Origin of the sequence: Paramuribaculum intestinale, from assembly GCF_003024925.1 — a bacterium.
In the GTDB taxonomy this organism is placed as follows: domain Bacteria; phylum Bacteroidota; class Bacteroidia; order Bacteroidales; family Muribaculaceae; genus Paramuribaculum; species Paramuribaculum intestinale.
The window spans coordinates 1-11,243 of sequence record NZ_PUED01000088.1 but is presented as its reverse complement, the minus strand read 5'-3'; the positions used below and the strand labels follow the sequence as shown (position 1 = coordinate 11,243).

20 protein-coding genes and 1 pseudogene are annotated in these 11,243 nt (G+C 45.0%); 10 read left to right on the top strand and 11 right to left on the bottom strand.

All coding sequences use genetic code 11. The annotated features are described in order from the left end of the window. From C5O24_RS07820 to C5O24_RS07780, 9 genes and pseudogenes are all read right to left on the bottom strand, one after another. A partial coding sequence (locus tag C5O24_RS07820) for a GrpB family protein (protein WP_161553848.1) occupies window positions 1–310 on the bottom strand: 310 nt, incomplete at its 3' end. Between the two features lie 41 nt (window positions 311–351). Further along, window positions 352–951, bottom strand: a complete 600-nt coding sequence (locus C5O24_RS07815; RefSeq protein ID WP_107681677.1) for a uracil-DNA glycosylase family protein — start codon at window positions 949–951, stop codon at window positions 352–354. Beyond that, window positions 948–1,496, bottom strand: coding sequence for a GNAT family N-acetyltransferase (locus C5O24_RS07810; protein ID WP_107681676.1), 549 nt, complete (start codon window positions 1,494–1,496; stop codon window positions 948–950). The genes C5O24_RS07815 and C5O24_RS07810 overlap by 4 nt, the downstream gene beginning before the upstream one ends. Continuing rightward, a pseudogene (dmpI, locus tag C5O24_RS07805) lies at window positions 1,462–1,721 on the bottom strand (4-oxalocrotonate tautomerase DmpI). Before dmpI ends, C5O24_RS07810 begins: the two are co-directional and overlap by 35 nt. Window positions 1,722–1,724: 3 nt before the next feature. Continuing rightward, on the bottom strand, window positions 1,725–2,384 hold the full coding sequence (locus C5O24_RS07800) for a CatB-related O-acetyltransferase (RefSeq protein ID WP_107681675.1): 660 nt from the start codon (window positions 2,382–2,384) through the stop codon (window positions 1,725–1,727). 2 nt (window positions 2,385–2,386) lie between these two features. Next, window positions 2,387–2,923 (bottom strand): GNAT family N-acetyltransferase, encoded by a 537-nt coding sequence (locus C5O24_RS07795; protein ID WP_107681674.1) that lies wholly within the window; start codon window positions 2,921–2,923, stop codon window positions 2,387–2,389. Beyond that, a complete protein-coding gene (locus C5O24_RS07790; RefSeq protein ID WP_107035494.1) occupies window positions 2,920–3,210 on the bottom strand; it encodes a YciI family protein in 291 nt (96 codons plus the stop codon). Before C5O24_RS07790 ends, C5O24_RS07795 begins: the two co-directional genes overlap by 4 nt. A 6-nt stretch (window positions 3,211–3,216) precedes the next feature. Then, a complete protein-coding gene (locus C5O24_RS07785) occupies window positions 3,217–3,486 on the bottom strand; it encodes a zinc ribbon domain-containing protein (RefSeq protein WP_107035493.1) in 270 nt (89 codons plus the stop codon). A 4-nt stretch (window positions 3,487–3,490) separates the two neighbouring features. Then, window positions 3,491–3,841 carry a winged helix-turn-helix transcriptional regulator gene (locus tag C5O24_RS07780; protein ID WP_107035492.1) on the bottom strand — a complete coding sequence of 117 codons (351 nt, stop codon included), beginning with the start codon at window positions 3,839–3,841 and terminating at the stop codon, window positions 3,491–3,493. 134 nt (window positions 3,842–3,975) lie between these two features. On the opposite strand from C5O24_RS07780, the gene C5O24_RS07775 reads away from it, so the two are divergent. From C5O24_RS07775 to C5O24_RS07735, 10 genes are all read left to right on the top strand, one after another. Then, window positions 3,976–4,869: a radical SAM protein gene (locus C5O24_RS07775; protein WP_107035491.1), complete on the top strand. Its 894-nt coding sequence runs from the start codon at window positions 3,976–3,978 to the stop codon at window positions 4,867–4,869. Between the two features lie 173 nt (window positions 4,870–5,042). Further along, the gene (locus C5O24_RS07770) at window positions 5,043–5,345 is read left to right on the top strand and encodes an HU family DNA-binding protein (RefSeq protein ID WP_107035579.1); all 303 of its coding nucleotides are present in this window, start codon (window positions 5,043–5,045) and stop codon (window positions 5,343–5,345) included. 3 nt (window positions 5,346–5,348) lie between these two features. Beyond that, window positions 5,349–5,645, top strand: coding sequence for a nitrous oxide-stimulated promoter family protein (locus C5O24_RS07765; protein ID WP_107035490.1), 297 nt, complete (start codon window positions 5,349–5,351; stop codon window positions 5,643–5,645). A 60-nt stretch (window positions 5,646–5,705) separates the two neighbouring features. Further along, window positions 5,706–5,840 (top strand): hypothetical protein, encoded by a 135-nt coding sequence (locus C5O24_RS14575; protein WP_262497758.1) that lies wholly within the window; start codon window positions 5,706–5,708, stop codon window positions 5,838–5,840. Between the two features lie 2 nt (window positions 5,841–5,842). After that, window positions 5,843–6,097, top strand: coding sequence for a DUF3781 domain-containing protein (locus tag C5O24_RS07760; RefSeq protein ID WP_107035489.1), 255 nt, complete (start codon window positions 5,843–5,845; stop codon window positions 6,095–6,097). A 123-nt stretch (window positions 6,098–6,220) separates the two neighbouring features. After that, window positions 6,221–6,754, top strand: coding sequence for a DKNYY domain-containing protein (locus C5O24_RS07755; protein ID WP_107035488.1), 534 nt, complete (start codon window positions 6,221–6,223; stop codon window positions 6,752–6,754). Between the two features lie 2 nt (window positions 6,755–6,756). Beyond that, a complete protein-coding gene (locus C5O24_RS07750) occupies window positions 6,757–7,257 on the top strand; it encodes a PH domain-containing protein (RefSeq protein WP_107681673.1) in 501 nt (166 codons plus the stop codon). Continuing rightward, window positions 7,254–7,730 (top strand): META domain-containing protein, encoded by a 477-nt coding sequence (locus tag C5O24_RS07745; RefSeq protein ID WP_107035486.1) that lies wholly within the window; start codon window positions 7,254–7,256, stop codon window positions 7,728–7,730. Before C5O24_RS07750 ends, C5O24_RS07745 begins: the two co-directional genes overlap by 4 nt. A gap of 26 nt (window positions 7,731–7,756) precedes the next feature. Next, on the top strand, window positions 7,757–8,044 hold the full coding sequence (locus C5O24_RS07740; protein WP_107035485.1) for a hypothetical protein: 288 nt from the start codon (window positions 7,757–7,759) through the stop codon (window positions 8,042–8,044). 10 nt (window positions 8,045–8,054) lie between these two features. Further along, window positions 8,055–8,471 carry a PH domain-containing protein gene (locus C5O24_RS07735; RefSeq protein ID WP_133165500.1) on the top strand — a complete coding sequence of 139 codons (417 nt, stop codon included), beginning with the start codon at window positions 8,055–8,057 and terminating at the stop codon, window positions 8,469–8,471. A gap of 319 nt (window positions 8,472–8,790) precedes the next feature. On the opposite strand, the gene C5O24_RS07730 is transcribed toward C5O24_RS07735, so the two are convergent. Next, window positions 8,791–9,696 carry a nucleotidyl transferase AbiEii/AbiGii toxin family protein gene (locus C5O24_RS07730; RefSeq protein WP_107035483.1) on the bottom strand — a complete coding sequence of 302 codons (906 nt, stop codon included), beginning with the start codon at window positions 9,694–9,696 and terminating at the stop codon, window positions 8,791–8,793. Further along, window positions 9,689–10,444: a type IV toxin-antitoxin system AbiEi family antitoxin gene (locus C5O24_RS07725; RefSeq protein WP_107035482.1), complete on the bottom strand. Its 756-nt coding sequence runs from the start codon at window positions 10,442–10,444 to the stop codon at window positions 9,689–9,691. Before C5O24_RS07725 ends, C5O24_RS07730 begins: the two co-directional genes overlap by 8 nt. Between the last annotated feature and the right edge of the window lie 799 nt (window positions 10,445–11,243).

Genomic DNA, 11,243 nt, shown 5'->3' with positions numbered 1-11,243 from the left:
AACTAATACGGGTTTCTGATTCCGACATACAGATATAGCCATTGTGTTCCAATATGTCTTTTAAACTCTGCCATTCAATGTCAGGAGAAATCTCTACAAGAATATCCACTATCGGCTTGGCCTGAATGTCAGGAATAGCAGTACTGCCGATATGGCTAATGATTGGGTGATATTTTACAAGAAGTGATGACAGCAACCGCATTTCTTCCTCTGCCCAAACTGACCATTGCGGATTATGCGCAGTCAGAACTATCGGAAACAAATCCCATAGTTCTTCCAACGTCATATCTTGTAACCGTTTATCTTGCATGATATGTATGACTATTGTTGCTGAGTGAGTCGTAATTGCAATTACTCTATATTTATCAGTTTATACATCAAGGCAATATCCTCTGATGCCATCTGAAATTTCGATTTTTCAATGAGAAGGTTTTGTCCTGTCATTATATAAGAAGGCAGGATGCGCCATCCTTTATAGAAAATCTCAGTGTTGCGCAATTTGTAAGTAGATATACTTGGAACGGCATTTTTCTTGGTTGCCTTTTTGCTTATCATATTAAAGGCTTTTTTCGCCACATCACCCATCAGCATGACAACCTGAAGATTGGGAAACAGCTCAAGCTCATTTTCAAGATACGGCAGACTTTCTTCGATACTATCCTTTGAAACAACATATTCCGATTTAGGCGTCTTGACGGCATTGGTAATGTAGATGTTGAGGTTCAATATATCCTGAATACCACTTACCTCTATCCCCGCCTTTCGGAACAGCGGGATTGTAGTCGACATATATGCGGAGTCAGACTTTCCATAGAAATCATCGTCAGAATCAACCGGGACAACTTCGTTTATCAAGATAGCCCGTATCTTTTCCGGCTCAATATTTACGTCATTAAGCCGCAGAAATTCTGTATCACCACAGAGTTGTTGCAGTTGCGATTTTATATTCATGATGGTATCTCGTATGACTTAATCTCGCGAATTATAGCATCTGCACATCTCTCCATTTCAATGCAGTTCCACGTTTCACCAAGACATGGGTAGCTCTCAGTGTCCTGCCGTGAGACACGATGAAATCCCGCCACTTCATAGCAATGGATGGCTGCGGGGTTATTTTCAAAGACACCAAGCGACACTTTTGTGGCTCCAAGCGTTTCAAAAGCATATTTTGCCGCCATTGAGACAAGAGTTTTCCCTAAACCGCGACCACGCTTTGAATCATCTACAATGACAAATCCCAGTCGCTGTTCTGTCGTATCGTCTGCCGAAGTTCGCAATGTGATGTAACCGACAACCTCATCGACATCCGTCATTGTCAGGGCACGCGAGCGTTGGCCGTCAATATACTGCTCGTGATATGAATTCATATCTTCGGGCGTTACGGGATAATGCTCATACCTGTCGGCGCACCATTGGCGCATAAGGTATTCGCTTTTCAACCATGATGTGATTATCACAGCATCAGCAAGCTGATATGGGCGTAATGTGAGGTTCATGGTTGTAGTCACGTTTTATCTCGCCGATTGGTTTGCCTCCGATGCCATCATCGCTTTAGCGCTTTGCATTGCAAAGAACTTTTCGTCGGGCAGTTCTTTGATGGTAACGGTGAAGAACTGCTCCGGGATATGGGTTATCTCGGAGGCCGTGGCAGTCAGACGCTCAATCAACTGTTTCTTCTGTTCAGCGGTCAGTTTGCCGCTCTCTATTGATATGTAAGGCATAAGTTATTTCTTGTCGATATATTTTCGGAAAGATGTTTTCATTTCTTCTAAATCCGGATTTGTAAGAACCGGCAACAGAGCATCAATCTCTTCAATCGGTTTGTCCCACCATTTCAGTCGTTCAAGCAGTTCGATAGTCTCGTCGTCAAACCTCTTGCGAACGACGCGAGCCGAATTTCCTACTGCTACACAATATGGCGGAATGTTAGACGCTACCGTGGAATTTGTACCGATTATCGCACCGTCGCCAATGTGGACTCCGGGCATTACGGTTACATTCTGACCGATCCAGACATCATTGCCGATTACGGTGTCGCCCTTCAACGGAAGTTCATCCTTGACCGGTGCTATAATGCCGCCCCAGTCACCGCCCATAATATAAAAGGGATATGCTGTGGCACAGTCCATGCGGTGATTGGCACCATTCATTATGAAATTCACACCTTTGGCTATAGCACAGAAGTTGCCGATAATCAGCTTGTCTCCGATAAATTCATAGAAGTGAGTGACATGCTCCTCAAACTTGTCAGCTCCATCGACATTATCGTAATAGGTATAGTCGCCCACAATTATTCTCGGATTCTTCACAACATTTTTAATGTAGCAACGACTCGGAATTGCAGGATTGGGGAAAGCTGCGTTCTTGTCGGGAAAGCGTTTCATAATCACATCATTTTGTAATCTCCTTTTGTCATCAGATAAAAATGCTCGGTACGCTTATCTCCAAGAGGTGAAACAACGTCATGGTTAGTATGATGAAATTTGAATCCACATTTCTCGCAGACACGCTTGGACTTACCGTTGCCTTCGTAATAACCACACCATACAGAGACAAGACCCAACTCGTTGAAGCATCTTGAAAGTAATGCTTTTACGGCTTCGGGGATAAGACCTTGTCCCCAATAAGGTTTGCCAATCCAATAGCCAATCTCTGCCTCATTCGGTTGCATATCGGCAGTGTGAAGACTGTTTGAAAACATGATGCCGCAACAGCCTATCGGCTCATTTGTTTCTTTCAATACCACGGCATATGTTTCCGGCGCGGCAAAGACTGTACGTATAATTTCAAGACTGTTCTCCACACTGGTATGTGGCGGCCACCCGGCAATGGGACCAATATCGGGATCGCTTGCATATCTGAACAACGCTTCTGCATCAGTTCCTTGCCAAGGGCGCAGAATAAGCCTGTCAGTTTCAATCATAACAAAAATGTTTTCAATTCTTCGAAAGCGAACATCGTAGGAGTGAACTCAACAATCTGGTAGTCGGCAATGCCATTGATGTTGAACGGATCTTGCGCGATAATAGAATCAACTGCCGCACGTCTTTCAGCCTTTATCATTATCACACCGCCAATGCGTGGAGTCTGCGGTCCTGAGGCAATAAAATCGCCTGCGGCATAGTGCTCGGCAAGATAGTCACGATGCGCCTGTAGAAAATGGTCAACCTCTTCAAGCGGTTTCTTGTATGTAAGAATTGCGATAAACATGGCTGTTCAATTTTTCCAGCGTTTGAGATGTGGGAAAAACTGACGCATCTGCTCCTTCATCTGTTCAACCGTGAGATTTTGACCTGAGTTCTTGTTTATCTCATCGGTAAACTGAGCGCAGTGGTCAATCATCTGCTCCATTGTCATATCCTGAGTAAACTTGCCGTCCTTGTAGCAGTAGATGCAATAATCCTCATTTGGTGTGCCATCGGCATTCGTGCCGAGTACTTCATTTGTGAGCGGCATTCCGCAGCTCTGACAGAATTTCATTTCCATGTCGTTAGTAATGTTTTTGTCGGTTTTTCATTATCTGTTCAAAATTCTCGCGTCCCCAGTTGAGCAAAGCCTCGACATGAGGCAGAAGCGTTCTGCCGAACTCCGTCACCGAATATTCCGTGCGGGGAGGAACATCAGGGAACAGTTCGCGACGGATTATGCCGTCGGTGGTCAGTTGACGAAGCACCTGAGACAGCACCTTTTCAGATACCGACGGGATGTTGCGGTACAGCTCGTTGAAGCGCATCGGTTCGTTCTCGGAAATCTTCACGAGAACCACCAGTGCCCACTTGTTGCCGAGCCATTCGAGCATCGGGGCTGCCTTGCAATATTCATAGTCAAGTTTTTTAGCCATAACCGGAGTCGCAAAAAGACTGATTACGAGCAATACAAACTTTTCAGTAAGGGTCAAACCCTTAGGTAAGTCATTGCTTCCACGCTGATAATCATCTAATTTTGCACCACGAAATTACAAAAAATAATCGAGATATGATATATCCGCAACTACATTTCACCGGGCAGGTATGGCGACCGCCATACGAGGCCAATTCGCAGCTACTTCAGATTACATCCGGCTGCACATGGCACAAGTGCAAATTCTGTAGTCTTTACCACGGCACTCCGTTCCGTATGTCGCCTCTCTCGGAGGTAGAGGAAGACCTGAAAGTCATCCGCCAGTGGCAGCCAGGCGCACGGCGAGTCTATCTCACCGGTGCAAACCCTTTCGCGTTGAGTTACAATAAGCTGATGGATGTGGCACTTCTGCTGAGGAAATATCTCCCTCACTTGGTATCGTTCGGGATGTTCGCCCGTGTGACAGACATCGCGCCAAAATCGTTGGAAGAACTGAAAAACCTCCGGCACATGAAACTCGACAGCATCAACATTGGTATTGAGACGGCTCACGACGAGACCCTCGATAGAATGAACAAAGGTTATCACGCATCTGACATTCTTGCGCAGTTGTCGAAACTCGACGAGGCGGGAATACGCTACAACGTGTTTTATCTTAACGGACTCGGAGGAAGAGGTAAAGGAGTTGAAAGTGCCGTGGCAACAGCCGACATTCTTAATCAGCTCCATCCCTGCATCATTAACATCGTATCATTGACCATATTCCCGGAATCACAACTGTATCAGGAGGTCATAAACGGAACTTATGTGGAAGAGCCGGAAATCGAAAGGCTTATGGAGATGCGGACACTTATTGACCGACTGAATATCAGGGTCAATCTGCTTGGTCATCACGTTTCCAATACGGTGCCGATAACCGGAGCATTGCCCGACGACAAAGCCGCGATACTCCGTGAATTTGACAAAGCGATAGCCGAGTTCCCTGAAAAGGGACTCAAAGCCTATCGCAACAGGATATGGCATCTGTGAAGATTACTTATCCATTTCAGGTCTGTCCCGACAAGGACAGGCCTTTTTTATGCCATAATGTCATTGAGAATTCATAACTTTGCATTCTAAAACTCAACATATTCAAAGCAGTACAGAAAATGACTAAAGCAGAAATAGCGACTGAAATATATTCGCGCATGAGCCGAGAGCGCATGTCGGCAAAGCCGGTGCGCGGTGCGGAGCACTCGGACTCATCGCAAATCGCAAAGACAACCGGCATCGACAAGGCGGCTGTCGTTACCGTTATCGAACAGTTTATGACAGTTGTTAAGGCTAGCCTCGCACACGGAGAAAACGTTTATCTCCGCGGCTTCGGTTCTTTTATCATCAAGACCCGTGCCGAGAAGACTGCGCGCAACATCAGCAAGAACACCACACTCGTTATCCCGGCTCACAATATTCCGGCTTTCAAACCGGCAAAAGTATTCAATAACGAGGTTTCCGGACTGAAATAATTTATGAATCGAATAGAACGGGAGAAACTGGTGGTCAGACAGATGATTGCCATCTATTGCCAAAAGCATCATGCTCACAATGATAAAATTCTATGTGATGACTGCCTTGACCTCTTGAACTATGCTTATAAGCGTCTTGACCATTGCCCCAAAGGTGACGGCAAGTCAAGTTGCCGTAAATGCGAGATTCACTGTTATTCCCCGGCTTATCGTGATAAAATCCGGGCAGTGATGAAATATGTCGGCCCACGAATGATATTCATACATCCGTGGTCTGCCATACGCCACTTGATCACATAATTTTGTTGATTATCTATGGAATAAGAATTTGAAGACTATGGTGAAAATCCCGTTCATTATATGATGATCGATTGCGACTACCACATCAACACCGGCGATCTCCCCGAATTATTCGATGAATCATCGGTTGACGAGTTCTTTGCTGAAGGCAAAGCGCTTCGCGATAACATCGCCAACCTTAATGACTGGGATTGATTATGTGTCCGACAGCAGAATATCCGTTCAGTATAACAGACTTGCATACAACTCCGTTAGGTGTTGAACGTATCAGGAGAAATCTCAACTTGCCGGAATCTCTGGATATTGTAGATTTTTGCAGATGTTTCATTCTTGAAGATTTTGCCACATTTGAGCGTAAAGGAAAGAACTGGTATGTTACCGCAGGTCATGTAAGGATTACAGTCAACGCAAACAGCAATACCATTATAACCGCCCATAAAATAAATGATTAGACTCCGGTGTGTTGTCGAGTATAAAGGTGGTATCACCGAGTGGAAAGAAGTTGGTCTGCCGGTTGTGTCAGAGCAGGAGAATTAACTTCCGCTTGTCTGAATAGTCTAAAAAAGAAAACTGCAATGAGAAAGATACTTTTTATATTAGCTATGGTCGTAAGTCTGTCGGCTTCAGTCGCATCAGCTCAGCGACGGTGCGACAGCCATCACGAAGACAGACCCGGTTATGAGCATAGAGGCCGACATCATCGTTCGCCATACTTCGTCAGCGAAAACAAGGTCTTTTTTGACGGCAGAGAAATCAAGGGCGCTTCGGCTTCGAGTTTCTCCATACTGCGCGACGGTTATGCCAAGGATACATGGAGTGTCTATTATTGTGGTACAAAAATGGACGGGGCGTCAAGCAACTCATTCAAGGTATTGGGCTTTGGCTACGCCAAGGACATATGGAATGTATATTTCGACGGCAAGAAAATCAACGGTGCCTCCCCTGAGAGTTTCAAGGTGCTTCGTAACGGTTACGCCAAAGATACTTGGAGCGTGTATTTCGACGCAGTTAAGATTGAAGGGGCTTCCCCTGAGGGTTTCAAGGTGCTTCGTGACGGCTATGCCAAGGATACTTGGAATACTTACTATTTTGGAAGAAAAATTGACTGAATATGAAAGGAACGACAATCAAACAGCGGGTGGAACTCAGCTCTTATTGCTGGATTATAACATCTCTGACAACCGCTTTTATCTGCGGCATGTTCATTTGCTGCTTAAAAATAGCTGATAATGATATTGCAGTATGGTTATGGGGAGTTGCTGTCGCGGTCTTGTTCCTGTCAGCTTTATGCTATATGCCATTATCCATTTCGTTGGATAATGAAAGCCTGAACATCAACAGGTCCTTGAAAATCAAATCAATTCCATTGACAGAGATTGCGAATGTCAAGCTGTGCGCTCCGACTATGGGCGCAAAACGAATCTGCGGCAGCGGCGGATGGTTCGGATGGTATGGCTGGTTCTCGGAGAAAGACCTTGGCAAGTATTTCGCCTATTACGGCAAAGCCTCCGACTGCTTCCTCGTAACGCTTAAAAACGGCAAGAAATATATGCTCGGCTGCAAGGATACTCCCAAAATGGTCAATGAAATAAACGAAAAAATAAATCAATGACAAGAAAATCAATTCTGTCGGTAGCCACGGCACTGACAATACTCACCGCCTCTTGCGGAGGCAACAAGGGAAATAAAGAGGCTGCCGACAATCAGCAGAAAGAGACCGTAGCGAATGTGGACGTGCATGGTCAGTGGTATCTGGATAGCATCGTATTCAGTGATTCCGACTATGTTCGCGTGCGTCCCGACGAACGGCTTTCAAGCATACACCAGTATGTCGTATTTGAAGACAGCACATATTTTATTCGTACAAACTGCAACTCAATTTCCGGTACATATACCATCAAGGGGGATTCAATCACCCTTGGCGACGGAGCTATGACAGAAATGGCCTGCGACGACATGGCAGTCGAGGAGGCTCTCCGCAGGATTCTCCCGAATATCGCCACGGTCTATATCCAGAACGATTCCATCGCCCGGCTTGACAGCCGCAATCCGTCGGAATACATCGTGCTTCGCAAGCCCCGATAGAGATAAAAAGAAAAAACTGAAAACTTATGGAAGAAAATAAACTGACCCCCTTCACAGATGCTCCAGACACGGCAGTAATAACATGTTGCCATGTGACAGACGATGGCGCACCAGTGCTTTACGTTTCGCATGACGAGGATGACGGTATGTGGCAATTTCTTTGTGGCGGAGAGCATTCGGAAGATGAAGCAAGAATTGTCTCTCTGAGATATATTTATGAACTTGACCATTCGGTCGGTCTGCTGAAAGACATGCCTTGCGGCAGTTATGCGGAAAGGGAATATCCGGCAGAGGAGTGGATTGTGAACGGTTAAGCAAGTAAATGTGACAAAGACAATCTATCGTTCTAAAATCGACTGGTGGGTCTGGCTTGTGACAGTAGGTTTTCTCGCTGTTATATGGCTATCGGCTATTGGCATGTCATGGTGGTATGTCGTTTTTGTTTGCGAAGGTATAACTTTGCTCTATGCTTGGCTTATGTTCGGATGCTGGTATGAGATAGACGGTGAAGACATCGTGATTTATCAGTTCTTCAGACCTACACGTCTGCCAATATCCAAAATCAAGGACGTTAAGAAAACCTCCGGTTATCTCGCTACAGCCGGCATGTCACACCTTCGAGTCTCGATAAGTTTAACAGACCGCTCGGTGTTGAAAAGCTATGCTCCGATTGAAATCTCTCCGAAAGACCGTGATGGATTCATGACACAGCTTAAATGTCTTTCTCAGATTAGACCTTAGACCAACAAATAAATAACAACACCCAATCTTACATTTCGGAGTGTAAAATTGGGTGTTAATCTTGCAAAACACTGATAATCAGTGTTAATTGTGGAGATGGAGGGACTTGTTCCTTACGCTCCAAATGCAGTTATATCAATGATTTAGATAGTCATCAATAATCAAGGGTAACGAGATGGTAACGAAAATTTTGCCAGTCTCGCCGGCTCTCTTGCCGATGCTTTAACGAGGTGTTCCAATAATGCAAAGTTAATTGTTTTTCAAGTGAAAAACAAGGCCAAGGGTTCATTTTAACGATTCTTATGCCGAGTGTTAAACATCAGTCAATCCCCAAAATTAGTCTGAGCTTATTGGCTTCGGCCTGAAGTTTGCGAGGATTGGTTGTTTTCAGTTTTTGCAAGTTCTGAATTTTCCATTTTACCGATGGAAAATCAAAGAACATCGAATACGGACTTTCCTCTCGGTTGACCGTCAGTTCCTCAAAGCCGACAAGGAATCTCTTGTCCGCCTCGGTCATAATGTCGCTGACTCCTTTTATGAGGTTATTCCTTGTCATCTCAAATTCCTCATAACTAAAAGGAATATCGCTCATCCCTACAAACTGGTTCTCCATTGCCTCCCTTTGGTCTATAAAATTTGGGGAGAAGGATTCATGAATCGGTCTGTCACTACCAAGGAGACAGAATATGATACCATCCTTGACTGCTGACAGGGGAACATCCATATGCCTCACATCAAATAAATCCCGTGGATGCTGTCGTGAAAGAGCGGCAGAGATTTTGCCGCCATATAGTTGTGGCAGCGACACAATACGTGCATCCACTTCCATGCCGAACAGACTCTGAGCCTTTTCGCATAAAGAATATAATCTGGCTTCACCGCACACCAGACCTCTCTTAGTCTGATTGACCTCAATCTTTACCTGACAGCCATGTCTTTCACAGGTTATTTTGCAAATATCAAGACGAGGTATGATTCTGATATAACGAAAACTCCGCCGGACTCTGTCGGCAATCCTCATCAATGCCTCATTGATATGGTTCAGACTGCTTGTTCTATCCTCCAGCGGGATGTATGTCACATCAATATCGACCGAGAGTCGATTCAGATTTTTCACAAATAGATTTATCGCAGTTCCGCCATGAACGGCAAAGCACTCCTCGTCCGTGACAAACGGCAATATTCTTAGTAAAAGCTCCACCTTCTTTCGATACACATCATTCATAATCGGAAAGTTCTTTAGGTATTACAATATCATATTTGGCATTCTTCACGCCTCTCTTTGAATAGCTTCTCGTGCCTGAGCCAAGAGAAATCTTCGACAAGTCAAGTTTCGTGAACCACCGGTGACCCGCTTTCTCAGCCATATAGAGAAATATTCTCTTTACTTTAACGGATGTGCAGTTCTCCAACAGTTGTTGAACCAAACCGGATCTCAGAGAAGTGAGCATCTCCATCATATAGTAGGTATCCATCAGATTATATTGGGTAGGCGACAGCAGCAGACACTCCATTATTGCTCTCTCAGGTGCGGACACTGTTAATTGTCGACCGTTATAATCCATCTGTTCGATACCTGTGTCTCCGAAAATTTTGGTGGATACCTCAACTATTCGCATATCCAGTTCTACGGATTTAAGCCAATTCGGAAGCCGTGGCCTTATCGGGGAGAATATTACGGCAGAAGGTTTTCCCATAGCGACATAATGGGAGAATCCTTTTAATTCCAAAGCCGAAGCGGCTCCGACATGATACGATAGAGAGCCTTGACATTGATAGGATGCGAGTATTCCGTAAACAGTCGGGCTATCGCCGACAAAGGTATATACCCCTGTTGCGATACGTTGAAGCCATCCCGATTCGGTGTAATCGGAAATTTCGCTTCTGCTTAATCCTGATTTCTCAAGCCACGATGTAAGCAGTATTCCATCGTAAGGAGTTTGTTGGCGTATGTTATTTATCTTAGTTCCCATTTTGGAAAGATTAACCTTGCAAATTTAGCACTAAAATAAATTCAAGCCAAATATTTTTCAAAAAAATCTCTTAAGCAACGTCTTACATAACGCAGATCGACAATGTGCGCGACAAGAGAGGGAGCGGTCTTCATTGTTGGCGGCGGGATGCCGTCAAAGGGTGACGGTGGACAAGCCACTGACACCCTTTAACCGCATCGGCCTATGGCAACGGCGGAACACCGATAACTGGCAACGCCTCCGAGGTAAGCATCGGTTACGCTGCCTTTCCTCTGAGACTCTCTGCCGTTCATCCGTGTTCTTTTTCGCCGTTGTTGAACAAGGAATTTTACGACCGCTCCCTCACTTGCCACTTAGAGAACGACACTCGGCATAGACTGTAAAGTACAGTCTTCCTGCGTCGGCTGTCCATCACAGACTATGCTGGTCGTGTCGCTCAGTTCCATTTCTATGCAGATTATTTTTGGAAAGCTACTTTCAATAAGATTTCCGAGAGATTATGTAGCCGTATGTTTTCACCATGCTGGAGTCGTGGCTCCTGTTATTGTCTAATCAACAACGATTGTCAACTTGCTTGCCAGTGGGGAACGTGCGGTGCCGGGGATATTCTTTTGCTTTTTGACTGAAAAATCTCCAGACCTCCCGTTGGTCGGCTCGTATTTTTCCGTCAAAGGCGAACATCCCCTCTGTTCACCACACGCCTTTGAGGTGTCAAGCAAGCGAAAACCGATGGTGATATACAAATAAAAAAAAGTCGCAACGATGAAAACAAACAGCCACATAAAAAGTCAAAGCGAAG

What these genes read in the sequence shown, in the direction of transcription:
- C5O24_RS07745 (WP_107035486.1), top strand. Translation starts at nt 7,254, where the DNA reads ATGACAAGAAAATCAATTCTGTCGGTAGCCACGGCACTGACAATACTC.
- C5O24_RS07795 (WP_107681674.1), bottom strand. Translation starts at nt 2,923, where the DNA reads ATGATTGAAACTGACAGGCTTATTCTGCGCCCTTGGCAAGGAACTGAT.
- C5O24_RS07725 (WP_107035482.1), bottom strand. Translation starts at nt 10,444, where the DNA reads ATGGGAACTAAGATAAATAACATACGCCAACAAACTCCTTACGATGGA.
- C5O24_RS07740 (WP_107035485.1), top strand. Translation starts at nt 7,757, where the DNA reads ATGGAAGAAAATAAACTGACCCCCTTCACAGATGCTCCAGACACGGCA.
- C5O24_RS07755 (WP_107035488.1), top strand. Translation starts at nt 6,221, where the DNA reads ATGAGAAAGATACTTTTTATATTAGCTATGGTCGTAAGTCTGTCGGCT.
- C5O24_RS14575 (WP_262497758.1), top strand. Translation starts at nt 5,706, where the DNA reads ATGATGATCGATTGCGACTACCACATCAACACCGGCGATCTCCCCGAA.
- C5O24_RS07765 (WP_107035490.1), top strand. Translation starts at nt 5,349, where the DNA reads ATGAATCGAATAGAACGGGAGAAACTGGTGGTCAGACAGATGATTGCC.
- C5O24_RS07800 (WP_107681675.1), bottom strand. Translation starts at nt 2,384, where the DNA reads ATGAAACGCTTTCCCGACAAGAACGCAGCTTTCCCCAATCCTGCAATT.
- C5O24_RS07780 (WP_107035492.1), bottom strand. Translation starts at nt 3,841, where the DNA reads ATGGCTAAAAAACTTGACTATGAATATTGCAAGGCAGCCCCGATGCTC.
- C5O24_RS07730 (WP_107035483.1), bottom strand. Translation starts at nt 9,696, where the DNA reads ATGAATGATGTGTATCGAAAGAAGGTGGAGCTTTTACTAAGAATATTG.
- C5O24_RS07760 (WP_107035489.1), top strand. Translation starts at nt 5,843, where the DNA reads ATGTGTCCGACAGCAGAATATCCGTTCAGTATAACAGACTTGCATACA.
- C5O24_RS07810 (WP_107681676.1), bottom strand. Translation starts at nt 1,496, where the DNA reads ATGAACCTCACATTACGCCCATATCAGCTTGCTGATGCTGTGATAATC.
- C5O24_RS07815 (WP_107681677.1), bottom strand. Translation starts at nt 951, where the DNA reads ATGAATATAAAATCGCAACTGCAACAACTCTGTGGTGATACAGAATTT.
- C5O24_RS07750 (WP_107681673.1), top strand. Translation starts at nt 6,757, where the DNA reads ATGAAAGGAACGACAATCAAACAGCGGGTGGAACTCAGCTCTTATTGC.
- C5O24_RS07790 (WP_107035494.1), bottom strand. Translation starts at nt 3,210, where the DNA reads ATGTTTATCGCAATTCTTACATACAAGAAACCGCTTGAAGAGGTTGAC.
- C5O24_RS07785 (WP_107035493.1), bottom strand. Translation starts at nt 3,486, where the DNA reads ATGGAAATGAAATTCTGTCAGAGCTGCGGAATGCCGCTCACAAATGAA.
- C5O24_RS07770 (WP_107035579.1), top strand. Translation starts at nt 5,043, where the DNA reads ATGTCGGCAAAGCCGGTGCGCGGTGCGGAGCACTCGGACTCATCGCAA.
- C5O24_RS07775 (WP_107035491.1), top strand. Translation starts at nt 3,976, where the DNA reads ATGATATATCCGCAACTACATTTCACCGGGCAGGTATGGCGACCGCCA.